Raw genomic sequence first — 26,573 nt, 5'->3', positions numbered from 1 at the left:
CATGGAACGTTTTCAAACGATCACACCAATTGATGGCTCTATCTATGTCGAACGCGCTTACGCGAATGCCGACGTTATTAATCACACGCTAGAAAATGCGCAGACCGCACAAGCACATTGGCAGTCCTTGCCCTTGGAAGCACGTCAGGCCATTTGTTCCAAAGCCGTTGAATGCTTTGTGGCAAATCAAGATGCCATTGGCGCAGAAGTCACATGGATGATGGGCCGCCCGATGGCCTACACAAGAGGCGAAGTCGCGGGCTTCGAAGAGCGCGCCACACACATGATCAATATTGCGCCTCACGCTCTCGCGCCGATTGAGTTACCGGAAAAATCAGGATTTCGTCGCTACATTAAACGCGTTCCGTTAGGCACTGTGTTTGTCATTGCACCGTGGAACTACCCTTATCTAACGGCAGTAAACGCCATAGTTCCTGCATTATTGGCTGGCAATACCGTCATCCTAAAACACTCCGCTCAAACGCCGCTTTGCGCAGAGCGTATGGTGGCCGCTTTTGTTGAAGCGGGTATTCCAAAGGGCGTTTTCCAGTATCTGCACTTGTCCCATGCCGACACCGAAAAGGTGATGCAGCATGACAGCATCCGCCATGTGGCCTTTACCGGTTCCGTGCCGGGCGGTGAGATGGTCGAGCGCACAGTCGCAGGACGCTTTATTAGCGCAGGTCTTGAACTTGGCGGCAAAGACCCCGCATACATTTGCCAAGATGCCGACATTAAAAACGCCGTTGAAACGGTGATTGATGGGGCATTCTTCAACTCTGGGCAATCATGCTGCGGAATGGAGCGTCTCTATGTACACGAAGATGTGTACGACGATGTCGTCAACCAGTCTATTGACCTCGTTAAACAATACAAACTCGGACGCCCAGATAACCCAGAAACAACCTTAGGCCCACTGGTTCGCACTGCATCGGCCGATTTTGTTCGCGCTCAAGCACAAGAAGCCATTGAGCAAGGCGCGAAAGCTTTGATCGACGCTAGCCAATTTCCCGCCGATCAAGCAGGTACGCCGTATCTTGCGCCACAGTTGCTGGTTAACGTCACCCATGACATGCGTGTGATGACCGAAGAAACCTTCGGGCCATTACTCGGCATTCAAAAAGTGAAAAGTGATGATGAAGCGCTGCATTTAATGAATGACAGCGAATTTGGTCTGACTGCCGCCATATTTACCCAAGACGAAGATCGCGGGGAACAATTAGCCGAGCGCGCAGAAGCAGGCACCGTATTCCTCAACCGCTGTGACTACCTAGACCCTGCATTGGCTTGGGTTGGCGTCAAAAATAGTGGTCGCGGCTGTACGCTGTCTCAAGTTGGATTTGAACAACTGACCCGACCCAAATCTTTCCACTTTAAGCGCGTTTAGGAGCAAACCATGAGCCTATCTTTTTGGAACTACCCTACCGCCATGGTCGCGGGTGAAGGTGCTATCTCACAGCTTCCTGACGCATGCCACAATCTTGGTATGCGTCGGCCATTGTTGGTGACGGATCCCGGTATCGCGGCGCTTCCGATGACACAGCAAGTCATCGATTTATGTGAGAAATCTGGTATAGAACCGACGCTATTCAGTGACGTACAAGGCAACCCAACAGGCAAAAATGTAGAGGCGGGGAACCGCGCCTTTGTCAGTGGTGAACACGATGGCGTGGTTGCGCTTGGCGGTGGCTCCGCGCTTGATTGCGCCAAAGCCATCGCATTGTCTGCCCTGCAAACTCGTTCTCTTTGGGACTTCGAAGATGTGGGTGACAACTGGACACTCGCCAACGAAGACAAAATAGCGCCCGTCATTGCCATACCTACGACAGCAGGAACAGGCTCAGAGGTGGGTCGTGCATCGGTGATCACCAATGAACGCGAAAAACGCAAAATCATCATTTTTCACCCTGCTATGGTGCCCCTCAAAGTTATCCTCGATCCAACACTGACGGTCGGCCTACCTGCCAATATCACGGCAGCAACTGGGATGGATGCCCTATCACACAATCTTGAAGGCCTATGCTCGCCGTTTTATCACCCCATGGCAGAAGGCATTGCGATGGAAGGCATTCGGCTGATCAAACACAACTTGCCGATTGTTGTCGAAAACGGCTCAGACATTGAAGCCCGCACTCACATGCTGGTCGCATCCAGTATGGGCGCAACAGCGTTTCAAAAAGGACTAGGTGCCATGCATGCCATCGCTCACAGTCTTGGCGCTTTGTACAACAGTCATCATGGTTTACTTAATGCCATCTTGATGCCGTATGTACTTAACGCCAACCGCGAACAGATCGAAGAAAAAATGACAAGACTCGCCCGATACCTTGATTTGGAACCACAAGCGACAGGCACAGATACCGTGCTGGCGTGGGTGTTAGCACTGAGGAAATCCGTCGGTATTCCGCACACATTAGGTGAAATTGGCATTACAGAGTCCGACGCCGAACTGGTCGGAAACATGGCGCTGCATGATCCTTCAGCGGGCGGCAACCCGATTTCATTGACCGCTAAGCAATACAGCCAGTTGTTCTCAGATGCTGTGAATGGCACTGGCGTATAGCGAGGATTTATGCAGGTTGGCATTTTACTTTGCGATGATGTGAAAACTGAGCTTCAAGCGACACATCAGAACTACTCAGACATGTTCGCCGCAATTTTGCTGCGAGAAGAACCGGAATTGTCGCTGCGTTTTTATCGCGTCATTGACGGGGAATATCCGCAGAAAATGGACGAATGCGAGGGTTACATCATCTCAGGCAGTCGTTACAGCGTCTATGACGATCTGCCATGGATAAAAACGTTTGAAGCCTTTATTCGCACTCTGTTTAAACAAGGCATACCCACGGTCGGAATTTGCTTCGGCCATCAAATGATGGCTCAAGCGCTGGGCGGTGAAGTTGGCCGATCAGAGCGCGGCTGGGGAGTCGGTATCGCTAACAGCGAAATCAAAGCCAAAGCCGATTGGCTTGACCCTGACACCCAACACTATTCATTGGTTGTCAGTCATCAAGACCAAGTGACTCGCTTACCTGAACACGGAAAAAATCTAGCTGGAAGTGAGTTTTGCCCCATCGGCATGTTCACCGTAGACAATCACTTTCTGGCCATTCAAGGACACCCAGAATTCAGCCGCGCCTACTCCTTCGATCTCATGGAAGCAAGGCGAGACCGCATTCCCGAAGCTGTGATTGATAGCGGTCAGGCATCACTGAAGCAGACCGCAGACAGCAAAAAAGTCACCCAATGGCTTCTAAATTTCTTGCGAAAGGCAGCAACGAATTAGCCATGTAGAACGGCCATCATAAGGAAATGATCCATGAAATCTCAGTGCGATGAAGCTGATGACACACTGACGTATCTGCCCTCACCACTGGCAAGCTACGTCAGGTTTGTTGAATCGATTAACTACTATGTGGGTCGGTTCGCCATGTACCTTATTTTTCTCATGCTTGGCATTCTCGTTTATTCCTCTGTAACCAAAACCTTTTTCTTTCCTTCACTTTGGACATTGGAAATGGCGCAGTTCGTCATGGTCGCTTACTACATGCTGGGTGGCCCTTATTCGATGCAACTGAATAGCCATGTTCGCATGGACCTCGTGTATGGAAATTGGTCGCCACGCACCAAAGCAATTGTTGACTGTGTCACCGTCATTTTTCTGTTTATCTATCTCGGAGTGCTGCTTTACGGCGGCATTTCTAGCACCACCTATGCGTTGGAATACAGCGAGCGCAGCTACTCGGCTTGGCGACCTTATATGTCCCCTATCAAACTCATTATGTGCGTCAGTATTTTCCTGATGATCCTTCAAGCAACGGCAGTGATGCTTAAAGACATCGCCAAATTGCGAGCCCCTGTTCAGCCAACAGAAGGAGACGCGCAATGAGCTATGAATTGATCGCTCTCTTGATGTTTTCTTCCATGATGCTGATGTTGCTAACTGGCCAACGCGTCTTTGCAGCCATTGGTTCTGTGGCTGTGATTGCGTCATTGCTGCTGTGGGGTGACGGCGGGTCAGAAATCGCCTTTGGCGCAGCCATGAAACTGATGAAGTGGTATCCACTGCTTACCCTGCCTCTATTCATCTACATGGGTTACATGTTGTCCGAATCAGGAATAGCAGAAGATCTCTACAAAATGTTCCATGTATGGATGGGCCCCATACACGGTGGATTGGCCATTGGTACCATTTTATTGATGGTGGCCGTGTCTGCCATGAACGGCTTAAGTGTCGCAGGGATGGCCATCGGTGCCAGTATCGCGCTCCCTGAACTGTTGCGGCGAGGCTATGACAAGATCATGGTTACGGGGGTCATACAAGCGGGTAGTTCACTCGGAATACTCGTTCCCCCCAGTGTGGTTTTGGTGCTGTATGGCATGATCGCTAGGCAACCGGTTGGTCAATTGTGGTTGGCGGGTGTATTCCCAGGCTTACTCATGGCATTTATGTTTGTCATGTATATCGTTATACGTTGCAAACTGCAGCCGCAACTAGGGCCTGCCTTATCTGAAGAAGAACGTAACGTTCCTTTCTCGGAGAAACTCAAACTGCTGCGCGCTGGCATATTGCCACTGGCTATCTTTTTCTCGATGACTGGCCTGTTCTTAATGGGCGTAACCAGCTTGGTGGAAAGCTCCGCTGTCGGAGCGTTAGCGGCGACTGTTGCTGCCATTATCAAACGCCGTATGACCAAAGAGGTCATGGAAAACACTCTTAGAAAAACCCTCGCCATTAGCTGCATGTTCATGTGGATTATTCTGGCGGCGTTATGTTTTGGCGCAGTGTTTGATGGGCTGGGTGCAGTCAAAGCCATTGAAGCCTTGTTTGTTGACCGCCTTGGTTTAACACCATGGGAAGTGCTGATCTTAATGCAGCTTTCCTACCTCATCATGGGCACATTCCTCGATGACACGGCCATGCTGGTGATTGTCGCGCCGCTCTATGTTCCTTTAGTCAAACTGCTCGGATTCGATTTGATTTGGTATGGCGTGCTCTACACCATCACCTGCCAAATTGCCTATATGACCCCGCCATTCGGGTACAACCTCTTTTTGATGCGGGCCATGGCACCGCCAGAGGTTTCATTGACCGATATATACCGATCCATTATTCCATTTGTACTCATCATGATGGGGGCGCTTGTCATCGTCATGGTTTTCCCTCAGGTCGCCTTGTGGCTGCCTGAATGGCATTACAGTCGATGATCAATAAAAGATTCTAGACTCAAAAGTAAGACCAGCAAGACGTAATACCAAGATCTTAAACCAAGCGATGTAGCGTCAAACATGCAGCATCAAACCTATCAGTGAAAAGGACACCGCTATGAGTAATAGACGCGATTTTTTGAAAAAAGCAGGGATCGTCGGTGCGGGGAGCGCAACCGCTATCATGGGCGCACCCGCCGTTGTTTCTGCCAAAGAGCCCATTCGTTGGCGATTGCAAACTTACGCTGGCCCCGCTCTTGCTGAACACGTTATTAAACCTGCCGTGGATGCGTTTAACCTTGCCGCCAATGGCGAGATGGTGATCGAGTTGTATTTCGCCGACCAGCTTGTCCCAACAGGCGAGTTGTTCCGCGCAATGCAAAAAGGAACCATCGACGCCGTACAAAGCGACGATGACTCTATCGCCGCTCCCGTAGACATTGCTGTGTTTGGCGGGTACTTCCCGTTCGCAACACGTTATAGCCTTGATGTGCCGGTTCTGTTTGAAGAGTACGGCCTGAAAGAAATTTGGAAAGAAGCTTATGACGAAGTGAAAGGCGTCACTTGGCTGAGTGCGGGCTCATGGGACCCTTGTCACTTTGCCACCGTCGAGCCAATCCGCAGTCTGTCTGATCTAAAAGGTAAACGGATATTCACCTTCCCGACAGCGGGACGTTTCCTTGCACGCTTTGGCGTGATTCCTGTCACCCTGCCTTGGGAAGACGTGGAAGTCGCAGTACAAACGGGTGAACTAGATGGCATCGCATGGTCAGGTATCACGGAAGACTACACTGTTGGCTGGGCTGATGTGACGAACTACTTCCTCACCAATAACATTTCAGGCGCTTGGTGTGGCTCGTTCTTCGCCAACTCAGAGCGTTGGGACGCACTTCCAGAACACTTGAAGGTGCTGTTCAACATGATGATGGATTCCTCGCACTATTACCGCCAACACTGGTACTGGGGCGGAGAAGCTAAGCTGAGAACCCAAGGCACTAAGATGCAGTTGACCACCATCCCTGACGAAGAGTGGCGTCAGGTCGAAATCGAGGCCTACAAATTTTGGGATGAAGTGGCCGAAACGAGCCCTCGCACTAAACAAGTGGTCGATATCTTCAAAGAGTATGCCAGCGTGATGGACAAAGCGGGTAAACCTTACAGATACTCTTAATCCATAGCTGACCACAGCGACATACTTTCAGGAACACTCAATAGCGGCGGAATATTGCCGCTTTTTTTCGCCCAAAAATCGTAATACAGCTTACCGTTATTGCTCTAGCAGCTGGAATGACACTGTCACACAGAAAAGCCCATTACATAGCGAAGCCAAGATTCAATAAACATGGAGGGTAATGAAGCTGAAATATAGGGAATTTAGCATTGAGCGAACGAGGGAATTTATACGGTAGAAATGAAAAAAACCAGCGTCAATAGGCCAATACCGACACTGGTTTTCCTCGAGTTTTGCTAGCGGCTTTAGAGTTCCGCCCTCTCATTTATTTCCTTCAGCTTATAAACTAAAAACAGAAAGAAATGAAAGTCTTGTGGTTCAGAATCAGTCGATAAGTGGCGGCCTGCATTACTGACTGATTTTGAACACAGGGCTAATTTAGTATCTGATGAATAAGAAAACTGTGAGGTCTATAAAAAGTTCCTTTATCTTTTAAATAGATGCATGAAAAATGCGATCCACCTAGAAGACTGGAAACAGCCTCACAATAAAAATCAACATTCGATTCATCCCTCTTTCACAAAGTTAGTGGCGCATTCTGCACGACCCAACTTGTAAACACGCTTTTCACGAATAGATCGGCGAGTTTCATTCCATTGATGAATAGTTGCTGCTGGATCAGCCCCTCGCCCTACTTCATTGAAAAGAAAACGATCTAGCGTGTGATTGAACGCTTCAAGATCCATCTTTTCTTGATACACAACACCCATGAACTCAAACGCCCATGCTTTCTCTTTCGCGCTTCCAACCACCGTAAAACGCTGCAAGGTGTCCAGCGCCGCTTCATACTCACAGTCAATCACTTGCTCTTCGGTCATCAACAGTTTTCCGTGTACGCCATAGGTGGGTACATAAGAACACCCACTGAGTACAAGCAGCGTCATGGCGGCAACATAGTTAGCTTTCATGCTAAGTCCTTTTTTCTATTCACTTTTAATCAGCGGCAATGCTCAATATGTGTGCAATAAACGCGCCATTTTGGCGGCAATTTGTTGGCGCCATTCGATAAACTTGACTGAAAATCATCCGAAATGCGCAAGCAAACAACGTCAAGCGATAAGTAAATATCTAAAAATGAACAGAAAACATTGGAGGCGGTATTTGGGAGCCATGTTTGAAGGTGAAATTTGAAGGTGATGTTTGGGGGTACTTAAAAGTAGAGAGCCATAGGCTTGATGTCAGAGCTATATCACATTCTATTGGAATATTTTCTGGGTAAATGAACGCACTACGCCACTAAGCACAAGCACAAGCACAAGCACAAGCACAAGCACAAGCACAAGCGAGCAGAAGGGTTCATGACACGTTAGAAAACAAAAAAGCAGAAGCGTTTCCGCTTCTGCTTTTTATAAAACTCATCGTGCTTTCTAAAAAACCAAGAGCCATGAATTCAAAGGCTAAACACGATATCTCCAAGCAGTTTAAGGCGCTAAGGGCGTGTACCCAGTTTTGCAGTACCGTTTTGATCAAACATGGCCACTTGCTTGTTTTTACGACCTAGCAACAATGGCTTGTCGTCATAGAACAAGAAGTTCTTCCAATACTTCTTAAACATTCCCCAGCGCGTTTCTATGATGTTATTTTTTTCATAGCAAAAATACACCACCGCATTGTCTTCCCATGGGAAATGCGCAATGAATGCCTCTGGCAAATCCGCTTCCTCTTCCCAAGGGTTTTGCCAGTTAACATCGTTCTCCCACACACTTTGCATGACAGGCCAATCACCTTTACCAAAATGGTCAGGTGTCGGGCTTTCATTGCTAATAAAATCACGCCACAACTGTGCGCCACGCGCTTCCGCCATTGGCTTGATTTCGGTGTAGTCTTCCGGCGCAACAGGCATAGACTGGTGCGTGAAAATCCACTTACGTTTGTAGTCTTCAAAGGAAATGTAATTCATAGCTCTCTCAGATCACGAGTCATCTATCAACCCGCAAACATGTAACCTTCACCATGCACAGTAATAAACAACTGCGGTTTCTTGGGTTCTGCTTCTATTTTGTTTCTTAAGCGACGAACCAGTACATCAACGGTACGATCATTCGGCGCATCGACACGATGGCTGATCAGATTGAGAAGACGCTCTCTGCTCAAAACCCGATTCGGATTTGCCGTAAAAGCAACGAGCATTTCATATTCTGCTTTGGTCAACTTTACCGCATCATACGCATTACTGAGCGCTCGGCGATCAATGTCGAATGTCCAACCATTGAAGTTAACGATTTTATCATTTTCTCGCGGTAAACTCTCAATAACTGTGGCGTTATTGCTGCGAGAGATACGCCAAAGCAAATTTCTGACTCTTACCAACAACTCACGCAATTCGACAGGTTTTGTGCAGTAGTCATCTGCGCCCATTTCTAAACCGACGATGCGGTCGATGCTGTCGGTCCGAGCCGTCACCAAAATGATCCCCACATCAGATTTACTGCGAAGATCTCTGGTCAGCATTAAACCGTCTTCACCCGGTAAGTTGATATCGAGTAAAACGAGATCAACATGCCGGTCGTTCATAATTTTGTGCATTTCCCTGCCGTCAGCGGCCTGACTGACACTATATCCTTGTTTTTCGAAGTATCCGCATATCATTGTGCGAGTAACAACTTCGTCATCTACGACCAAAATGTGATAACTCAACGTAATCCTGTTCACAACTCGTCACGAAGGCGCGCACTTTAACAGCTAATGCGTGGCGAAATTTGATTTATCTCACTATTTTTTCAGTTTTTTGGAATCTCAAGCTAATGATTTTAAAAAGACATGAAGTGGAATTTTGCGAGTTGAATTACAAATTCTCCATTTTTTAAGGAGTTAGAAGCACATTGTCGCCACATTACGACGCCGAATTGTCATCTGTTCACATCCTTTCATATCTCGATCCCTGCCGTTCATTTTGGTGCGTAACCATATTCACATCCAACCGTTACTATGCGCCACTCGAAATAACGCATCAAAAACACGTAGCTAAAGTGCGCTGGTTTGCTTTCCTAACACGGTTCAGGGAATGACCCATCACTAACTACAAGAACATTATGGGTGTATCCATTTTATGAAAAAGCTATTGCAAAAGCTGATGAAGCCAAGCCGTAAGTATCCAATCATTGCGTTGGTACTGATCGGTGCCATCATTGCGATCGCAGGTGTAGTCACGATGAACAAAACCTTTGAGGTGTTCTCGACGACTGAATTCTGTACGTCGTGCCATACCATGCAGCAGAACTACGAAGAATATAAGCAATCTGTTCACTTCAGTAATGCCAAAGGCATCCGTGCTGAATGTGTGGATTGTCACCAACCAAAAGATTTCGTTGGTAAAGTAACCCGCAAGATGGGTGCGGTGACTGACCTTTATCACCACTTCATCACTGGCAAGATAGATACACCCGAAAAGTTCGAGGAGCACCGGCTCGAGCTCGCCCAGAAAGTCTGGGATCGCATGGCGGACGAGAACTACAAAACCTGTACGACTTGTCACTCATACGACGCAATGGATCACAGCAAACAATCTGTTCAAGCCATGAAAGAGATGATCCCTGCTGCCAAAGAAAACATGGCGTGTGTTGAGTGTCACAAAGGTATTGCCCACGAACTGCCAAACATGGCAGGTGGTTTCCGTAAGACATTCGAAACACTGACGGCTTCTGCAACAGTTCCTGCTGGCGCTAAAAAGCTGTACTCAATTGAAGAGAAGAGCTTGTTCGCCACTGCTGATGCGAATGGCAAAGTGGAAGGTCAACTGCTACCTGCTTCTGAAATCGATGTAATCGCTGAAGAAGGCGACATGCTGAAAGTTCGCATTCAGGGCTGGATCGAAACCAACGGTAAAGGCCGCGTGATGACCGAATACATGGGTAAACGTGTATTCAAGGCAACCATCCGTGGTGAAGTCAAAACGACTGAAACTGTGATTTCTGAAGAAATCGACCAAGCAACCAACATTGCTTGGAAACAAGTTGCAGTTAACGCCTACGTGACCAAAGACGGTCTGATTGACAGCATCGATCCTGTTTGGGATTACGCATCAGAAATGTACTCGTCTTCTTGTAACTCTTGTCACGCAGCCCCTGCTCCAGGCCACTTCACCGCTAACGGCTGGATTTCGAGCCTGAAAGCAATGAGTGCTTATTACCGCCTGAGCAAAACCGAAGAACGCACCCTGCTGAAGTATCTGCAGAACCATGGCAGCGACACCGGTGGTGCTGGCGCGCACTAATCTGCCGCAGCGATAAAAAGAATAAACAATGGACAGGTGCAGATGCGCCTGTCCACTTCAACTTTAAACGAATAAGGATTCCTACATGGCGACTGAAAAACTACAAGGCATTACCCGCCGTCGTTTTCTCTCTGGCATGTTAACCGCAAGTGCGGGTGCTGTTATCGGTGGTAGCTTACTTGCGCCACGCTCTGCAATGGCAGCGACTGACGCGAAAAACACCTTCTCTGGTGACGTGATCCACGGTTCACACTGGGGTGCTTTCCGCGCAAAAGTAGAAAATGGCATTTGGGTCGACACCGTTCCGTTTGAACACGACCCGCACCCGACAGCAATGCTTAACGCTGTTCGCGAAGTGGTTTACAACCCATCTCGCGTTAAATACCCAATGGTACGTATTGACTGGCTAAAGCACGGCTGGAAATCAGACACCTCACAACGTGGTGATAACCGCTTTGTACGTGTGCCATGGTCTCAGGCATTGGACTTCTTCCACCACGAGTTGGAGCGTGTTCAAACCACCTACGGCCCTAGCGCTCTTTACGCAGGTAACACGGGTTGGCAGTCAGTTGGCAAACTTAACGTTGCTGGCACCATGATGCATCGTGCAATCGGTTTGCATGGTACTTTCCTTGCGAAGATGGGTGACTACTCAACCGGTTCTGCGCAAGTGGTATTGCCGTACGTTGCTGGCGCAATGGAAGTTTACGAACAACAAACTTCATGGCCTGTTGTACTGGAAAACACCAAAAACATCGTGATTTGGGGCAACGACCCAGTTAAGAACCTGCAGGTTGGTTGGCAGATCCCTGACCACAGCGTTTACGGCTACTACCAGCAATTGGCAGAGAAAGTAAAAGCTGGCGAAATCAAGGTGTTCCACGTTGACCCAGTAAAAACTTCTTCATACAAATTCTTCGGTGGCAAACAGATTGCGGTTAACCCACAAACTGACGTGCCATTGATGCTTGCTATCGCACACACGCTATACACTGAGAAATTGCACGATGAGCAATTCTTGGCGGACTACACCACAGGTTTTGACAAGTTCTTGCCTTACCTGCTGGGTGAAAAAGACGGCGTAGCAAAAACACCAGAATGGGCAGAGAAAATCTGTGGCATTCCAGCTGATGACATTCGCGACCTTGCACGCACCATGGCAAGTGGCCGCACGCAAATCATGGCTGGCTGGTGTCTGCAACGTATGCAGCACGGCGAGCAGTACGCATGGATGATCGTCGTCATTTCTGCAATGCTAGGCCAAATTGGTCTACCTGGTGGTGGTTTCGGTTTCGGCTGGCACTACAATGATGCAGGTACCGTGACCTCGGCTGGCCCGCTAATGTCAGGCTTCAACTCAGTGACTGGCGTTGACCCGATCCATAACGGTAGCTACAACGGTTACTCAAGTTATATCCCAATCGCGCGTATTGTGGATTGCCTTGAGAAACCGGGTGAAACCATTGACTTCAATGGTCACAAAGTGAAATTCCCACACATTAAGATGGCAATTTCATGTGGTAGTAACCTGTTCCACCAACACCAAGATCGCAACCGCATGATCAAGGCGTGGCGTAAGATAGAAACCTACGTTTCTATCGACCACCAGTGGACCGCAAGTTGCCGCTTTGCAGATATCGTTCTGCCAGCAACCACAACTTACGAGCGAAATGACATTGAGTCATTCGGTAACCACTCGAACAAAGGCATCATCGCGATGAAACAAATCGTTGAGCCAATGTTTGAAGCGAAAGATGACTTCGATATTTTCCGTGAACTTTGCACCCGTTACGATCGCGAAGAAGCGTTCACCGGTGGCAAAACCAAGATGGAATGGATCGAAGAAATCTACAACGGTGCACGTCTGCAAGGCCGTGGTATCGGCGTTCGTATGCCAAACTTCGTTAAATTCTGGGAAGAAGAACAATTCATTTCGTTCCCTGAAGGCACTGAGTGGGTTCGCCACCAAGCGTTCCGTAACGAACCTGACTTGGAACCATTGGGTACTGCGTCAGGCTTGATCGAAATCTACTGTAAAACAATCGCAGATATGGGTTACGACGACTGTCAAGGTCACCCAATGTGGTTCGAAAAAGTAGAACGTAGCCATGGCGGTCCTAAGTCAAACAGCTTCCCACTGCACATGCAAAGCTGTCACCCGAACTACCGTTTGCACTCGCAACTATGTTCATCAGACGCTTTCCGTAACACTTATGCTGTTGCGGGTCGTGAGCCTTGCTACATCAACTCTGCTGATGCAAAAGCACGTGGCATTGTCTCTGGTGATATCGTTCGCGTGTTTAACGACCGTGGCCAAGTGCTAGCAGGCGCAGTAGTAACTGACGATTACAAAACAGGCGTATGTCGTATTGAAGAAGGTGCATGGTACTCCCCTCTGGAAGGCGGTAAACCAGGCACACTTTGTACCTACGGCGATCCAAACGTACTGACTGTGGATATCGGCACATCGAAACTGGCTCAAGCTACCTCTGCACACACTGCATTGGTCGAGATTGAAAAATACACGGGAGAAGTTCCATCAGTGACCGGCTTTAGTGGCCCAACCGCTGTGGACGACGTGAACCCGCTGTTCCCAGCGATGGATATCGCATAAGAGACAGTGTGAAGAAAAAGGGCAGCTTAGCTGCCCTTTTTTACTTGAACTTATATACACTTGTACTCTCTCTGCCCTTCCTTAACGACGGAATGACAATGAAAGAATTTATCGCCATCAACGAACAACGCGCCGAATTTTACTGGTGGATGTCTTCTCTTTTTGCCACTGAGCTAACGCAAGAAGATCTGAAGAACTACCAAGGCAGTGCCATGGATAGTTACTATTCTGCGCTGGCTATGACAGATGAGTTGAAAGCCCCTATTGCAGATTTTCGTAACGCACTGGCTGCACTCAAGCTACGCGAAGACGCGCAACTGGAGCTCGCCGCTGATTTTTGTGGCTTGTTCTTGAGCACGCCAAAAACTGGCGCATTGCCTTATGCCTCCATGTACATCGGCGAAACAGGTTTGCTGAATGACAAACCTGCACAAGAGATGGGTCAATGGATGGAAAAATACGGCATTGCTCAACGCAAAGACTTTAACGAGCCTTTCGACCACCTTGCTGTTGTCCTCGATTTCATGGGTAACTTGGTCATTCTTGCGAATAAAGAGACGGAAGAAGACAAGCAAGAAGCCTTGATGCAAGAGCAGCAAGTTTTCTTGGAAACCATGGTGACAACGTGGCTAGGCAGCTTCCAGAAATCTCTGGAACAGTTCGACAATTTCGGCTTTTACAAAGCGTCGGGCGCACTAGTTACCGCATTTGTCGCACTTGATCTTTCGTTTCTTAAGGGCGAATAGCGCTCAAGCGCCAAAACCTCGAAGCCGGGCTTGCCCGGCTTTTTCATTTTTTAGAGATAGAAAGTGAAAAGAGTAGTGATTTCGCAAGCTTGATACGCATCAAGCTTATGCGAGTCGCTTCAATTGAATAATTGCGACCGCGCCCATGAGTCAGTAAACTGTGAACGCAAGCGATTGGCATTGAGAAATTGCTGAAAACTCTCATTCACAGCAACAAGGTCATAACAACCACTTGTTGTTTCGATAGATCAACGTAGTGATCGACCGATGTGATGCCATGGCCTCATATGTCTTAGTGCCAGATGGCTGAATAATTCCAATCGTTTCGACGATTCGCTGCCTATCGCGTAAGACGAATCGCAAAGAACACAGAAGGCATGCATTTTGGCTACGTGCTTTCACACATTGATACGAAACGGTCGAGAAAATGGAAACCTGTTTCGTCGAATCCAGTACGCCGCTCCTCGTTAGCGGCGTAAACATGTAAGGCAGCCCGCATTTCTCATGCTGCCGACGAAAATGATAAGAAGAATACCAAATGGCAACGATTAAAGACGTCGCACGCATGGCCGGAGTTTCAACCACAACGGTTTCCCACGTGATCAACAAAACACGTTTTGTCGCAGAGAATACGACCAAAAAAGTATGGGCTGCGGTGGATGACTTAAACTACGCACCGAGTGCTGTTGCGCGTAGCTTGAAATGCAACTCAACCCGCACCATCGGCATGCTTGTGACGAAGTCGACCAACCCATTCTTTGCAGAAGTTGTGCATGGCGTAGAAGAGTACTGTTACAAAGAGGGCTATACGCTGATCTTATGTAACACCGAGGGCAACCTGGCGAAGCAGCGCGACTACTTACGCATGTTGGCAGAGAAACGTGTCGATGGTTTGCTAGTCATGTGTTCAGATTTGAACGAAGAGCTGCTTGCCCTGCTTGAGAAGAAACAAGATCTGCCAATGGTCGTCATGGATTGGGGTACGCAACACGTCAATACAGACTGCATTCAAGACAATGCAGAGCTCGGTGGTTACATTGCTACTAAGCACTTTATTGATAACGGCCACACCAAAATTGGCTGCATGTCAGGTCAGCTAGATAAGTTAACCTGTCAAACGCGCCTTGCTGGTTTCCGCAAAGCATTGGCAGAAGCTGGATTAGAAGAAAACCCTGATTGGATTGTTGATGCAGATTTCGAATGTGACACCGCTGTAGAAGCCGCGAACAAATTGTTAGCTCTTGATGATCGTCCAACTGCCCTCTTTTGCTTCAATGACATCATGGCGCTGGCAGCCATCAGTACTTTCCGCCAAGCAGGGCTTGATGTACCTAACGACATTTCAATCATTGGCTACGACAACATCGATTTGGCAGCGTTTTTCTCACCGCCACTGACAACGATCCACCAGCCAAAAAACCGCTTGGGTAAAACGGCGATAAAGTTATTACTAGAGCGTTTAGCAAACAAAGAAAACCAGCAACAAATCTTTGTGATGCAGCCTGAACTGATTATTCGTAACTCAGTGAAGAACCTCAACGAAGAGTAATGTCTTTTCTCAAGATTCCTATCAATAGCTCGCCAGAAATGACGGGCTATTTTTCTTTGTGACAAGTAAACCTAACAAATTCTTCTCAATGTTGCGATCAGCTTCAATAACTGCATTTTGTCTAGTTTTCTAGTGCTAATCTTTAACCCAATCAGAAAATGACCATCTTGGTTAAAATTGCTTCAATTACAAAGACAACCTGATATTTTTACTTATATCAATAAGACTCTATCTGAAGCAAGATCACACTTTTTGAGACTAGCAATAACGACAATATGGTGCGATTCAGTTAAGCTAATAGACGTCAAGAAAAAGGCAAACCACAGCGAAAGCGTGGGACGCAAAGCTTCCGGCCTCACAACACACAAATTTTCGTGTTGGTGGTAGCGGAGTTACCGATGACGTTAGCATTCATACACCGAATTACTTCGGTACATTGACAATTCTCTGAATTAGCTTTGCTACGTTGCTCCTTGACCGCTCATCCAGGAACGGAACGTAATGATTGAGAATAAGTCACATGGATAAACCAACACTAAAAAACACGTTAAAATTCTTCGAATGTCTGGGCAAAATCAAATCACGTTCTATGTTTGGCGGATTTGGTGTCTTTTGCGACGAGACAATGTTCGCCTTGGTCGTTAACGACCAGCTTCACCTTCGCGCTGGTCCCGCGAATGAAGCCGATTTCATCAAACTTTCGATGACACCCTACGTTTATAAAAAACGTGGCTTCCCTGTCGTCACCAAATACTATGCCGTGCCAGAAACCTGGTGGGATCAATCTGACGTGCTAATGAATTACGCAAACACGGCGTATGCTATCGCGAAAGATGATCAACAAGAAAAGAAGGCTGCGGCGCCAACGCGTATCAAAGATTTGCCAAACCTAAGACTTGCGACAGAACGTATGCTGAAAAAAGCGGGCATCGATTCTGTGGAGCAATTGCAAACAGAAGGCGCCGTGAGGGCTTATCAAGCTCTACAAAAGTCACACAGTGATACGCTAAGTCTGGAACTTCTTTGGGCACTAGAGGGCGCAATTGAAGGTAAACATTGGTCAGTCGTCACACCTCAAAGACGCGATGAGCTATTAGAAACTCTCAGACAGTGATTTAACGATACAATATTCTTTCGTCCAGTCTCCCGCTTCTTTTTCAACCAGCGGGAGATGGGACGATAAACTCCCCTACGAACCTCTATTTCCCAGCCCATCACTCAAACACATACGGGTTACATTAAACGCATTTCATACCGTATCTAACAAAACTCCCAATCATCTCGACGATTTTTAGTTCAAAGCTAACACTTAAGCGAAAAGAACATCATGTTCCATTGCTTACTGGGTAAGGTTCTAATGACCTTTTTGTCGATAAATACAGAATTTTTATCAATCTCTTTTTGAGGCTGCCAAAAAGCCAAAACTCTCATTTATGTGACAATTATCACGTTTATTATTCCAAATGCATCCAGTTGACTATCTATTGGTGAAATTTTGAACTAAGCCCAAAGAGTAGATAGATGAATGGCAACAATAAAATGCATTACAGCAGACCCTATCCAGACCAAATTGACAGGATCTTTAGAGACCACTTTCGCAAGTGGCCTCGACGTTTCAAGTGGGCAGTATTTTTCTGCTTCTTGTTGCCGATCTCGTTTTATGCAGCCCTTGTCGATGGGATGTTTGCGCCGTCATTTCTCTCAATTTTGGTGATTGTCTTTATCAGTATCAACTCCGTGGTGATCCTTTGGGGATTAAGGCTCAATAGCTTCGCACAGCGATACTGGCATCGTAACTACCACATTGTAGGAACCACTACCCTCGCCGTGGTTCCTTTATCGCTGCTAGCCATTCAATATTCAAAATACTGCATATAACATTGTGTTTCGCTTGCTACTGCTTGGGGCTCCCCGCACCTAGCAATCCGACTCAAACCTCTCACGCCTACCCATCCCCACCTTGAATTCATTAATTAAAACAAGGGTTTAAATCCACCCCTCCAATCCAAATGCTCCACTATCACGTAATAACATCGAAAAAATTGATGAAGTGTGGAATTAAACGCCTCGCTCACAGGTCTTTATCCCCACACAAAACCAGAAATCGCTCACTCGTTATACGAACTCATTTTTTAGACCCTATTGTGGTCACAGTCTGGGTAAATAATCGCGTTGATTCATTGAGATACGCCTTTACAACGAAATGACGTTATACACTTAGGCTAGGGAAACACTGTGAGAGAAAATTACCGACGTTGTTTGTTGAATGAGAAACAGCGTGGCACTCAGTTACTCATTAAGGATGACAGATGAATAAACAGAAGTTAGGCATTGTCTTTATCATTGCAGCCATATTTATTGCGTGGTTTGCCTTTGATTTAGGCGCGCTTTTCACACTTGAAAATGCTAAAGCACAGCATGAGTCTCTCAAAGACAGCATTTCACAAAACTTCCTAACCGCCAGTATTGTTTACTTCTTGGTATACATCGCCATGACGGCTCTCTCACTGCCAGGTGCAGCCATAGCAACCTTGCTTGGCGCGGCACTCTTCGGGTTCTGGTGGGCATTGCTTCTGGTTTCGTTTGCAAGTTCCATCGGTGCCACACTGGCATTCCTTGTTAGCCGATTCCTCTTGAAAGATTCGGTTCAAAGTAAATTCGGTAATAAGCTTTCCACCATCAACGAAGGCGTCGAAAACGATGGGCCGTTCTACTTACTAACACTTCGTTTGATTCCCGTGTTTCCGTTTTTCCTCATCAATCTGCTGATGGGCCTCACCCCTATTCGCACATTGACCTTCTATGTTGTCAGCCAAATCGGCATGCTCCCGGGTACCGCGGTATACATCAATGCGGGTACGCAACTCGCTCAAATTGATTCATTAAGCGGCATTGTCTCTCCGGGCGTACTGCTTTCACTTGTGCTACTTGGTCTGTTCCCAGTTATTGCAAAGGTTATTATGAACTTCATTCAAAAACGCCGTGTTTACGCAAAATGGCAAAAGCCTGTTACTTACGATCGTAACCTCATCGCAATCGGTGCTGGTGCTGGCGGCTTGGTGACGACTTACATTGGCGCGGCAGTGAAGGCGAAAGTCACTCTGATTGAAAAACACAAAATGGGCGGTGACTGTTTGAACACGGGCTGTGTACCGTCAAAAGCGCTCATTCGTGCTGGTCATGCGGTGCATGAAATCAAACGAGCCAATGAGTTTGGTGTCACCGTGGGCGAACCAAGCGTGAACTTTAAAGAGGTCATGGGCCGCGTTCATCAGGTGATTGCCGATATCGAACCCCATGATTCAGTCGAGCGTTACACAAAACTTGGTGTGGAATGTATTCAAGGTGAAGCAAAAATCCTTTCGCCTTGGGAAGTCGAAGTAAATGGTGAGCGACTCACTACAAAAAATATCGTGATTGCCACAGGTGCACGTCCTTTAGTTCCGGGCATTCCTGGCCTTGCAGACGTTAGCTACCTCACGTCAGACAACGTGTGGGAATTGGAAGAATTACCTAAGAAACTGCTGGTATTAGGTGGTGGTCCTATCGGCGCTGAACTGGCGCAGAGTTTCTCTCGCCTAGGCTCAGACGTCACTCTGGTTGAAATGGCTGACCAACTGCTGATCCGTGAAGATGCTGATGCCGCAGAGCTTGTTGTTAAAGGCTTAACAGAAGATGGCGTTAATATCCTGCTGGGTCACAAAGCCACTCGCTTTGAAAAAGAGGGCGACACTCAACGTGCTTACCTTGATAAGAATGGCGAAGAAGTCGTGGTGGAATTTGACCATGTGATGCTGGCGCTAGGCCGTGTGGCAAACACCAAGGGCTTTGGCCTTGAAGACATCGGTGTTGAGCTAACAGAGCGCGGCACAGTAAAAGTGAACGATTACCTGCAAACCAACTACCCCAATATCTTTGCCGTTGGCGATGTGGCTGGCCCATTCCAGTTAACGCATGCAGCAGGTCACCAAGCATGGTATGCCGCTGTGAATGCCCTGTTCGGCGACTTCAAGAAGTTCAAAGCTGACTATTCGGTTATGCCTGCTGCGACTTACACCGCCCCCGAAGTCGCTCGTGTCGGTATCAACGAAAAAGAAGCCATCGCACAAGGTATCGACTACGAAGTGGCTCACTATGGCATTGATGACCTCGACCGTGCGATTGCAGACGGTGAAGACCACGGCTTTATTAAAGTCATTACGCCAAAGGGCAAAGACAAGATTCTCGGAGCCACCATTGTGGGTTCACATGCTGGCGACTTGCTCGCAGAATTTACACTCGCCATGCGCCACGGCCTTGGTCTAAACAAAATTCTTGGTACGGTTCACCCATACCCAACCATGAGTGAAGCCACGAAATACACGGCTGGCGTTTGGAAACAGAACAACGCGCCACAAGGATTATTAGCTTGGGTCGAGAAATTCCACGCTTGGATGCGTAACGCGCCAAAAAACAACCGCGCTTAATAGAACCTTAAGGAAGACAATTAACCATGAAATACCTATCAATCGCCACTGCATGTGCACTCGGTGTTAGCTCGGTTAGCATTGCGACAGATCTCTCTAACTGGGAACAGATTGAGAAAGACGCCAAAGGACAAACGGTTTACTTCAATGCATGGGGCGGCAGCCAAGAAATCAACGCCTACTTGCGCTGGGCTGGCGACACACTTGAAGATCGTTACGGTGTCACGCTTGAGCACGTTAAAGTGTCAGACATTGCAGAAACCGTAAACCGCTTGGTCGCAGAAAAAGCCGCAGATAAAACCGAAGGCGGCAGTGTCGATATGGTATGGATTAACGGTGAGAACTTTAAATCGATGAAGTCCAATGGATTGTTGTTCGGCCCGTTTGCCGAACAACTGCCTAATTGGTCAATCGTGGATAAGTCTCTTCCTGTCACCGCTGACTTTACTGAGCCAACGAATGGCCTAGAAGCCCCTTGGGGCATGGGCCAGCTAGTCTTTATTCATGATCAAAAGACGCTAGCTAATCCGCCGACCTCATTTGTAGAAATGCTGAGTCTGGCGAAAGCGAACCCAGGTAAGATCGCCTACCCGAAACCGCCGCAATTTCATGGCACCAGCTTTTTAAAAGCCGCGTTGCTTGAATTGGCAACAGACAGTGCTCCACTTTATCAACCGGTTGATGAAGCGCGTTTCGATGCGATCACTGCACCACTTTGGGCTTACTTAGATGAGCTACACCCTGTTGCGTGGCGCAATGGTAAACAATTCCCTGCAGGCAGCGCGGAGACGTTACAACTCCTAGACGACAGCGAACTACTGCTCGCCATCACCTTCAACCCAAACGCGGCAGAAACTGCAGTTAAAAACGGCACACTGGCCCCATCAGCAAAAGCGTTTGCGTTTGATAAAGGCGCGCTTTCTAACATCCACTACATGGGTGTGCCTTGGAATGCCAATGCCAAAGAAGGTGCCCTCGTCGCGATTAACTTCCTCATGAGTGAAGAAGCGCAAGCGCGTAAGGCAAACAGTGATGTGTGGGGCGATCCGGCGGTGGTGAAACTCTCCAGCGTTGGCAACAAGCCGCTATTTAAATCTCAACCTGAACCGCACCCAAGCTGGCAAGTCGCGTTAGAAAAAGCGTGGCTTGAGCGCTACGGTCAATAATGGCAATGTACGACACATCGCCATTCACTAAGGGGTAAGCATGTTACGTCTGCTGTACGTGATGACGCTGACTGTATGTTGTTTGCCTTTAATACCTGGGCTTGGTGGCGTGCTTCTGTCCGCCACCAGCTACCTTCCTGTTCTCGGACTGACTGAACCAAACTTTGACGGTTGGCGAGCCATGTCGGCATGGCCTGGTAGCCTTAACGCGCTTCAACTAACGATTTTCACTGGTGTCACCGCCACACTGCTGGCAGTAACAATCACATTTTTGATTCTGCAGCGTTGCTGGGCAACACGTGGCTGGAACCGTGTCGAGAAATGGCTTTCTCCGCTACTGGCCATGCCGCATGTTGCCTTTGCCATTGGTTTCGCACTGACGTTCGCGCCTTCAGGTTGGTTGTTCCGCTTCTTTGCCCTATTTACTCAAGAACCGACGCCTTACACATGGTCACTGGTTCAAGACAGCAGTGGCTATGGGCTGATCATTGCCTTGGCAATCAAAGAAACCCCGTTTTTGTTACTCATGAGCTTATCGGTTTTACGCCAAATGCAAGTAGACCGCTTGTTGGCCGCCTCCCAAAGTTTGGGCTACAACCGAAGCGCTGCGTGGCTTAAAGTGGTGTTGCCGCAATGGTTACCGAAAATGCGCTTCCCCATTTATGCAGTGCTTGCTTACGGCTTATCCGTGGTAGACGTCGCCATGATCCTTGGCCCTTCTACGCCATCCACGTTTGCCGTATTGGTATGGCAATGGTTTAACGACCCTGACTTACTCCAACTTCCCCGTGCCGCAGCCGGTGCGATTACTTTGTTTGTTTTATGCTTCGGCGTATTATCCGTGTATCGCTTGCTCGAATTTGTGCTGATTTCTCGCTGGCAAAACTGGCAATTCAGCGGTAGCAAAACGTTCAACCTACCGGGAAAGCACTGGTTCAAACTTATCGCCATCGTGCCGTTTCTCATGATCCCTGTCCTACTCGTCTGGTCTTTCGCGCTTCGGTGGCGTTTCCCCGACATATGGCCCTCACGACTTAGCGTGCGCTTTTGGGAACAAGAGTCTTCAAACCTTATCGAACTGGCAGCCAACAGCTTGATTCTAGGATTGGTATCGGCAACGGTTGCGCTGATATTCGCCGTGGGGTGTTTGGAATATAGAGACAGATACCACAAATCACTGCCGCAGCTCGTGATCGCAATTCCGATGCTGATCCCGCAACTTTCGATACTGTTTGGGATTCAAATCGCCATCTATATGTTACCTGGTCAATGGCATGTGCCCGCCACCATTTGGGCGCACATTCTGTTCGCCTTTCCTTATGTGTACTTGGCATTGGACGGCCCTTGGCGGTCATTCGATCAACGCCTCACCCAGACAGCGCGAAGCCTAGGTCAGAGTGCCACAAAAGCTTGGTGGTCGGTTAAGTTGCCTATCGTGCTACCCGCTATTTTACTCGCATGGGCAGTAGGGCTGAGTGTCAGTTTTTCTCAATACTTGCCCACACAACTGTTAGGCGCTGGCCGCATAACAACGTTAACGACCGAAGCTGTCAGCCTTGCCAGCGGACAAGACCGTCGTATCAGTGCTGTATATGGTTTAATCCAAGCCTTCTTGCCGCTCGTATTCTTTGGCTTTGCTCTGGTAGCCAGTCGGTTTGCCGATCCGCGAAGACGTATTGCTAAGCGCGCCCCAAAAAGAGACACAATGAATGAGTTTGTCCGTACAAAACCTGACTATAAAGTCTAAACAAGCGACCTTGGTCGGCAATATGTCCTTCGATGTTGAGAACGGCAACATTCTCTCGATCATGGGGCCTAGCGGATGTGGGAAATCGACCTTGCTAAGCGCTATCGCGGGACATTTGTCACCAGAATTCAAATGCGAAGGAGACATTCAAGTCAGCCAAAAAAGTGTGCTGACTTTGCCTGCGGAAAAACGGGCAATCGGTATTTTGTTCCAAGATGATCTGCTGTTCCCTCACCTCAGCGTGTGGCAAAACCTCGCGTTTGGCTTACCCGACACCATGACAGCACCAGAGAAAAAGTCACGAGCGTTGGCAACATTAGAAGAAATAGAACTGGGCGATATCGCCTACAAAGCGCCGGACCAAATTTCGGGTGGGCAGCGAGCGCGAATTAGCTTGATGCGCACTCTACTCTCACACCCTACTGTCATCTTGCTGGATGAACCCTTCAGTAAGCTCGATAAGCCGCTTCGAAAATCGTTTCGTGCCTTTGTGTTTAAGCAAATCAAAAACCGCAATATAGCGGCAGTGATGGTCACGCACGATGAAGATGACGTGCCGCCTGAAAGCACTTTGCTTAACTGGCCGATGGCATCAAACGAGCCCTCCACTCACGAGCTAACGCAACAAGAAAAAGACACTGACAGTCTTCAATCGGAGCACAAACATGCTTGATCGCTACGCCATCCCCATCATTCGATGGCCACTTAAACAAGCGGCAAAACTGCCGGACAAAATCGGTTGCTCAGCGAATCAGGTCACGGTGGTGGGTTTTCTAATTGGTTTGCTCGCGCTGCCTGCGATTGCCACTGAGAACTATTGGCTTGGGCTATTGTTTATTGCGCTAAATCGGATATTTGATGGACTAGACGGCGCTCTCGCTCGGCGACAAGGTATTACTGACGCTGGCGGGTTTCTCGATATCACGCTCGATTTCTTGTTCTACGCCATGATCCCGTTCGCCTTCGCTTTAGCAAACCCTGAACAGAATGCCGTCGCGGCAACCTTCTTGGTGTTTTCTTTCATGGGAACGGGTTCGAGTTTCCTTGCCTTTGCAGTGATGGCGAGCAAGCGCAACATTGAAAACCCCGTGTACAAAAGCAAGTCGCTTTACTACATTGGCGGATTAACCGAAGGCACCGAAACCATCGCCTGTTTCGTCCTGTTCTGTTTATTCCCAGGCTACTTCGCCGAAATCGCTTGGACCTTTGGCGCACTGTGTTGGGTGACAACAGCAACTCGGGTTTGGGCGGGATACAACACATTAAAAACGTCGGACTGAATCTATTTAGCGTTTCAACGTAAGGATGTGAGCATGAATCGCTCACATCCTTTTTGTTCATCTTCGCTTAGGTCGCCGCTTTTCTAAACAGCCATTCAAGAGGCCCAGAGGAAAAGAACCGTAACCAAACAACACTAAATATCACGCTGAAAATACAAAAAACCAAAGAACTGAGCAAAGAAAACTCAATCGACTCGTCGCTTAATCGTCCTAATGCTTCCAATACACCCAAACCAATGATCACGTGTGCCACATAGAGTGTCAGCGACATCTTTCCTGTTTGATTGAGCCAAAAGTGGATGCGACTGCTTGAGAATTTATCGGAAAGATAGAGGCAAGTTATCAGTACCATCACCGCGGAACTCGCAGCCGAAAGCATGTACTGAGGCAATGGTGGAATGATTGAGGTCGAAAACAGCAATGTCGCTTCTTCCGGCGTTAGTTCGAATTCACTGCCATTTCCGACGATGGTTCTTAATCCCCAAAATACGGCTTCTATAACGACGAAAGTGACCATGCTCTGGATGAACAAGCGCTTTCTTAATGCAGGCTGAGACAGATCTTGCCTGCCAAGCCACATGCCAAACACCAGAAAAGCAGCCCATGGAAACACTGGGTGAAAACCATTGAATACAATATGACGAAACATGCCGTCTACTGTCCAAAAGTGTTGGTAAGTCAGCGTGTCCCAATCCCAATTGGCATCATAATTGAACACCATCATTAACAATGGAAAAGCGAACATGATTCCAACCGAAACGAGCAGCAAGCGCTGATTACTTAGCATAAAAACTGCCGCTGCAATCAGAAAGTAGAAGCCATAAAAATGCAGGATATCAGCTTCCCAAATAGGCACATAAAGGAGGCCAATCGCCACTAATAGTACCCCTCGCTTAATCAGGGCATACGCTGCTTTTTTTGCACGGTCTGGGTTATTTGCTTCTCGGGCTTTGTTGGTTAGAAATGTCACCCCCACACCAGCAAGGATCACAAACAATGCGGACGCTCGCCCTTCGAATAGCGCTGAGAACGCCAGTAAAAGTGATGATCCAGTTTCAGCATTCATGGCTATCTTAAAATTCACGATAACCATACCGAAAATAGCCAATGCTCTGGCGACATCAAACCCTGTCACTCTTGTTCTCATCGTCATCCTTGTGCTCATCGTGGGCATTGTGGGCAAGATTCATACAAAACGGTATGGTCTCATCTGTGCGCCGTCTTTTCTACTTTTCTGATTTCTATCAGGAAGTCTTTGTGCGTTACATGTTTCAGAACGACAAAAATCAAAAAGGGAGTGAATCATTCATTCACTCCCTTTTTTTATTCATGCTGTGTATCAGCCTATGCAGAATCGATGCTATTCGCTGTCAGATTCAGCTTCCATTCGGCGCTCTTTACGCAACCTTACTTCTTCCATCACGGCATTGATTTCGGCCATTAGGCCGTCGACGTCCTGTTCTGTTTATTCCCAGGCTACTTTGCCGAAATCGCTTGGTCCTTTGGCGCACTGTGTTGGGTGACAACAGCAACTCAGGTTTAGGCGGGTTATCAAACGTTGAAAGTGGATAACGCCGACGAGTAACCATGTTAGGTATGTTGAAAAAAGAGCCGATGAGGTAGGTTGATAGACGCCTCTCGCTGGCTCTTTTGTCTTAGTTCTTCTGTCTTAGCCATTCTGGTTAAGCAAGCCTAAGCGTTCTTTTCCGCGACACGATTAATGGCAAATGCCAGAGACTCAACATCAACTTGACCAAAAAAACGATATCGTCCTTCATCAAAGATCCAAGCAGGACTACCCGGCACTTTATCCGCTTCAGCGCGTTTGATGTCGCCATAGACCTTGGCTAACGCATGTCCACTCTGCAGGCATTCAATCACATCAGGCACAGCCAAATGGAGGTCGACAAGAACGTCTTTTATCACACCAAAGTGGCTAATGTCGCGGGCATCACAAAACAATGCCTCGCGCAGAGCACGTTCAACATCATGTGCCTCTTTTTCCCCTGCAACATACCTAACCGCTTTAATCGCTTGATGCGGCATTAATGAACTAGTGGGTCGCACTTTTCGCCATAGGTCTGGGTGAACATCTAACCCATCAAAACGTCCCATTAACCGCTCCGTGATTTCAGCATATTTCATGTAACCTTTGTCTCCTGCCCCAAGCGCATGCATTCGTTCAGGCACGTTTCCGTACAAAGCTAAACAATGGTGCTTCCATTCCACATTGGCATTGCAAAGCGGCATCAACTTGTCATTGTGTTGCTGACCCACCCAACCCCAAAAGCAAAGCAAGTCGCTATAAAAATTGATGGTGACTGACATGCCTAATTTTCCTTATGATTGCTTC

22 protein-coding genes, 1 pseudogene and 1 riboswitch are annotated in these 26,573 nt (G+C 47.9%); of the genes and pseudogenes, 18 read left to right on the top strand and 5 right to left on the bottom strand.

The window, feature by feature from the left end; genetic code table 11:
• Window position 1: 1 nt before the first annotated feature.
• The 6 genes from Q365_RS0122080 (at window position 2) to Q365_RS0122055 (ending at window position 6,379) form a co-directional block, all read left to right on the top strand.
• Window positions 2–1,387 carry an aldehyde dehydrogenase family protein gene (locus tag Q365_RS0122080; RefSeq protein WP_028025399.1) on the top strand — a complete coding sequence of 462 codons (1,386 nt, stop codon included), beginning with the start codon at window positions 2–4 and terminating at the stop codon, window positions 1,385–1,387.
• A 9-nt stretch (window positions 1,388–1,396) separates the two neighbouring features.
• Entirely contained in the window at window positions 1,397–2,563 is a 1,167-nt protein-coding gene (locus tag Q365_RS0122075) for an iron-containing alcohol dehydrogenase (RefSeq protein WP_028025398.1), read from the top strand.
• Between the two features lie 9 nt (window positions 2,564–2,572).
• Window positions 2,573–3,286, top strand: a complete 714-nt coding sequence (locus Q365_RS0122070) for a glutamine amidotransferase-related protein (protein WP_028025397.1) — start codon at window positions 2,573–2,575, stop codon at window positions 3,284–3,286.
• A gap of 33 nt (window positions 3,287–3,319) precedes the next feature.
• Entirely contained in the window at window positions 3,320–3,889 is a 570-nt protein-coding gene (locus tag Q365_RS0122065) for a TRAP transporter small permease subunit (protein ID WP_028025396.1), read from the top strand.
• Entirely contained in the window at window positions 3,886–5,208 is a 1,323-nt protein-coding gene (locus tag Q365_RS0122060) for a TRAP transporter large permease (RefSeq protein ID WP_028025395.1), read from the top strand. The genes Q365_RS0122065 and Q365_RS0122060 overlap by 4 nt, the downstream gene beginning before the upstream one ends.
• Window positions 5,209–5,326: 118 nt before the next feature.
• Window positions 5,327–6,379 carry a TRAP transporter substrate-binding protein gene (locus Q365_RS0122055; protein WP_028025394.1) on the top strand — a complete coding sequence of 351 codons (1,053 nt, stop codon included), beginning with the start codon at window positions 5,327–5,329 and terminating at the stop codon, window positions 6,377–6,379.
• Window positions 6,380–6,945: 566 nt separating this feature from the next.
• On the opposite strand, the gene Q365_RS0122050 is transcribed toward Q365_RS0122055, so the two are convergent.
• From Q365_RS0122050 to torR, 3 genes are all read right to left on the bottom strand, one after another.
• Complete coding sequence (locus Q365_RS0122050) at window positions 6,946–7,347, bottom strand: hypothetical protein (protein ID WP_028025393.1); 402 nt, start codon at window positions 7,345–7,347, stop codon at window positions 6,946–6,948.
• Between the two features lie 521 nt (window positions 7,348–7,868).
• On the bottom strand, window positions 7,869–8,339 hold the full coding sequence (locus Q365_RS0122045) for a DUF2947 domain-containing protein (protein WP_028025392.1): 471 nt from the start codon (window positions 8,337–8,339) through the stop codon (window positions 7,869–7,871).
• 26 nt (window positions 8,340–8,365) lie between these two features.
• On the bottom strand, window positions 8,366–9,076 hold the full coding sequence (gene torR, locus Q365_RS0122040) for a two-component system response regulator TorR (protein ID WP_028025391.1): 711 nt from the start codon (window positions 9,074–9,076) through the stop codon (window positions 8,366–8,368).
• Window positions 9,077–9,488: 412 nt separating this feature from the next.
• Between torR and torC the strand changes: the two genes are divergently transcribed.
• The 11 genes from torC to Q365_RS0121985 all read left to right on the top strand — a co-directional run bounded on the left by torC (window position 9,489) and on the right by Q365_RS0121985 (window position 24,220).
• Window positions 9,489–10,652 carry a pentaheme c-type cytochrome TorC gene (torC, locus tag Q365_RS0122035; protein ID WP_028025390.1) on the top strand — a complete coding sequence of 388 codons (1,164 nt, stop codon included), beginning with the start codon at window positions 9,489–9,491 and terminating at the stop codon, window positions 10,650–10,652.
• An 85-nt stretch (window positions 10,653–10,737) separates the two neighbouring features.
• Window positions 10,738–13,266, top strand: a complete 2,529-nt coding sequence (gene torA / locus Q365_RS0122030) for a trimethylamine-N-oxide reductase TorA (RefSeq protein ID WP_028025389.1) — start codon at window positions 10,738–10,740, stop codon at window positions 13,264–13,266.
• A gap of 98 nt (window positions 13,267–13,364) precedes the next feature.
• Window positions 13,365–14,012 carry a molecular chaperone TorD gene (torD, locus tag Q365_RS0122025; protein WP_028025388.1) on the top strand — a complete coding sequence of 216 codons (648 nt, stop codon included), beginning with the start codon at window positions 13,365–13,367 and terminating at the stop codon, window positions 14,010–14,012.
• Between the two features lie 538 nt (window positions 14,013–14,550).
• Window positions 14,551–15,561 carry a substrate-binding domain-containing protein gene (locus tag Q365_RS0122020; RefSeq protein WP_028025387.1) on the top strand — a complete coding sequence of 337 codons (1,011 nt, stop codon included), beginning with the start codon at window positions 14,551–14,553 and terminating at the stop codon, window positions 15,559–15,561.
• A gap of 304 nt (window positions 15,562–15,865) precedes the next feature.
• A riboswitch (cyclic di-GMP riboswitch) is annotated at window positions 15,866–15,961 on the top strand.
• 120 nt (window positions 15,962–16,081) lie between these two features.
• Window positions 16,082–16,675, top strand: a complete 594-nt coding sequence (locus Q365_RS0122015; RefSeq protein ID WP_028025386.1) for a TfoX/Sxy family DNA transformation protein — start codon at window positions 16,082–16,084, stop codon at window positions 16,673–16,675.
• Window positions 16,676–17,082: 407 nt separating this feature from the next.
• On the top strand, window positions 17,083–17,439 hold the full coding sequence (locus Q365_RS0122010) for a hypothetical protein (RefSeq protein WP_028025385.1): 357 nt from the start codon (window positions 17,083–17,085) through the stop codon (window positions 17,437–17,439).
• A 431-nt stretch (window positions 17,440–17,870) separates the two neighbouring features.
• Entirely contained in the window at window positions 17,871–20,027 is a 2,157-nt protein-coding gene (gene lpdA / locus Q365_RS0122005) for a dihydrolipoyl dehydrogenase (protein ID WP_028025384.1), read from the top strand.
• A 26-nt stretch (window positions 20,028–20,053) separates the two neighbouring features.
• The gene (locus Q365_RS0122000; RefSeq protein ID WP_028025383.1) at window positions 20,054–21,193 is read left to right on the top strand and encodes an ABC transporter substrate-binding protein; all 1,140 of its coding nucleotides are present in this window, start codon (window positions 20,054–20,056) and stop codon (window positions 21,191–21,193) included.
• A gap of 40 nt (window positions 21,194–21,233) precedes the next feature.
• Window positions 21,234–22,940, top strand: coding sequence for an ABC transporter permease (locus Q365_RS0121995; RefSeq protein ID WP_028025382.1), 1,707 nt, complete (start codon window positions 21,234–21,236; stop codon window positions 22,938–22,940).
• A complete protein-coding gene (locus Q365_RS25990) occupies window positions 22,903–23,613 on the top strand; it encodes an ATP-binding cassette domain-containing protein (RefSeq protein ID WP_051563852.1) in 711 nt (236 codons plus the stop codon). Before Q365_RS0121995 ends, Q365_RS25990 begins: the two co-directional genes overlap by 38 nt.
• Entirely contained in the window at window positions 23,606–24,220 is a 615-nt protein-coding gene (locus Q365_RS0121985; protein ID WP_028025381.1) for a CDP-alcohol phosphatidyltransferase family protein, read from the top strand. Before Q365_RS25990 ends, Q365_RS0121985 begins: the two co-directional genes overlap by 8 nt.
• Window positions 24,221–24,287: 67 nt before the next feature.
• Here the strand turns inward: Q365_RS0121985 and Q365_RS0121980 are convergent, their stop codons facing one another.
• Window positions 24,288–25,367 (bottom strand): DUF418 domain-containing protein, encoded by a 1,080-nt coding sequence (locus tag Q365_RS0121980; protein ID WP_028025380.1) that lies wholly within the window; start codon window positions 25,365–25,367, stop codon window positions 24,288–24,290.
• 306 nt (window positions 25,368–25,673) lie between these two features.
• On the opposite strand from Q365_RS0121980, the pseudogene Q365_RS27265 reads away from it, so the two are divergent.
• Window positions 25,674–25,763 (top strand): annotated as a pseudogene (locus Q365_RS27265) (CDP-alcohol phosphatidyltransferase family protein); the annotation flags it as partial.
• A gap of 149 nt (window positions 25,764–25,912) precedes the next feature.
• Here the strand turns inward: Q365_RS27265 and Q365_RS0121970 are convergent.
• Window positions 25,913–26,548, bottom strand: coding sequence for a DsbA family oxidoreductase (locus Q365_RS0121970; protein ID WP_028025379.1), 636 nt, complete (start codon window positions 26,546–26,548; stop codon window positions 25,913–25,915).
• Window positions 26,549–26,573 lie beyond the last annotated feature (25 nt).

This window comes from Enterovibrio calviensis DSM 14347, assembly GCF_000621165.1.
Classification (GTDB): Bacteria; Pseudomonadota; Gammaproteobacteria; order Enterobacterales; family Vibrionaceae; genus Enterovibrio; species Enterovibrio calviensis.
Note: the sequence above shows the minus strand (reverse complement) of the source record. Positions and strands in the feature narration are given on the sequence as shown.

Excerpts from the sequence above, each read along its gene's own strand:
- Q365_RS0122080 (WP_028025399.1), top strand. The coding sequence starts at position 2 with ATGGAACGTTTTCAAACGATCACACCAATTGATGGCTCTATCTATGTC.
- Q365_RS0122075 (WP_028025398.1), top strand. The coding sequence starts at position 1,397 with ATGAGCCTATCTTTTTGGAACTACCCTACCGCCATGGTCGCGGGTGAA.
- Q365_RS0122070 (WP_028025397.1), top strand. The coding sequence starts at position 2,573 with ATGCAGGTTGGCATTTTACTTTGCGATGATGTGAAAACTGAGCTTCAA.
- Q365_RS0122065 (WP_028025396.1), top strand. The coding sequence starts at position 3,320 with ATGAAATCTCAGTGCGATGAAGCTGATGACACACTGACGTATCTGCCC.
- Q365_RS0122060 (WP_028025395.1), top strand. The coding sequence starts at position 3,886 with ATGAGCTATGAATTGATCGCTCTCTTGATGTTTTCTTCCATGATGCTG.
- Q365_RS0122055 (WP_028025394.1), top strand. The coding sequence starts at position 5,327 with ATGAGTAATAGACGCGATTTTTTGAAAAAAGCAGGGATCGTCGGTGCG.
- Q365_RS0122050 (WP_028025393.1), bottom strand. The coding sequence starts at position 7,347 with ATGAAAGCTAACTATGTTGCCGCCATGACGCTGCTTGTACTCAGTGGG.
- Q365_RS0122045 (WP_028025392.1), bottom strand. The coding sequence starts at position 8,339 with ATGAATTACATTTCCTTTGAAGACTACAAACGTAAGTGGATTTTCACG.
- torC (WP_028025390.1), top strand. The coding sequence starts at position 9,489 with ATGAAAAAGCTATTGCAAAAGCTGATGAAGCCAAGCCGTAAGTATCCA.
- torA (WP_028025389.1), top strand. The coding sequence starts at position 10,738 with ATGGCGACTGAAAAACTACAAGGCATTACCCGCCGTCGTTTTCTCTCT.
- torD (WP_028025388.1), top strand. The coding sequence starts at position 13,365 with ATGAAAGAATTTATCGCCATCAACGAACAACGCGCCGAATTTTACTGG.
- Q365_RS0122020 (WP_028025387.1), top strand. The coding sequence starts at position 14,551 with ATGGCAACGATTAAAGACGTCGCACGCATGGCCGGAGTTTCAACCACA.
- Q365_RS0122015 (WP_028025386.1), top strand. The coding sequence starts at position 16,082 with ATGGATAAACCAACACTAAAAAACACGTTAAAATTCTTCGAATGTCTG.
- Q365_RS0122010 (WP_028025385.1), top strand. The coding sequence starts at position 17,083 with ATGAATGGCAACAATAAAATGCATTACAGCAGACCCTATCCAGACCAA.
- lpdA (WP_028025384.1), top strand. The coding sequence starts at position 17,871 with ATGAATAAACAGAAGTTAGGCATTGTCTTTATCATTGCAGCCATATTT.
- Q365_RS0122000 (WP_028025383.1), top strand. The coding sequence starts at position 20,054 with ATGAAATACCTATCAATCGCCACTGCATGTGCACTCGGTGTTAGCTCG.
- Q365_RS0121995 (WP_028025382.1), top strand. The coding sequence starts at position 21,234 with ATGTTACGTCTGCTGTACGTGATGACGCTGACTGTATGTTGTTTGCCT.
- Q365_RS25990 (WP_051563852.1), top strand. The coding sequence starts at position 22,903 with ATGAGTTTGTCCGTACAAAACCTGACTATAAAGTCTAAACAAGCGACC.
- Q365_RS0121985 (WP_028025381.1), top strand. The coding sequence starts at position 23,606 with ATGCTTGATCGCTACGCCATCCCCATCATTCGATGGCCACTTAAACAA.
- Q365_RS0121980 (WP_028025380.1), bottom strand. The coding sequence starts at position 25,367 with ATGAGAACAAGAGTGACAGGGTTTGATGTCGCCAGAGCATTGGCTATT.
- Q365_RS0121970 (WP_028025379.1), bottom strand. The coding sequence starts at position 26,548 with ATGTCAGTCACCATCAATTTTTATAGCGACTTGCTTTGCTTTTGGGGT.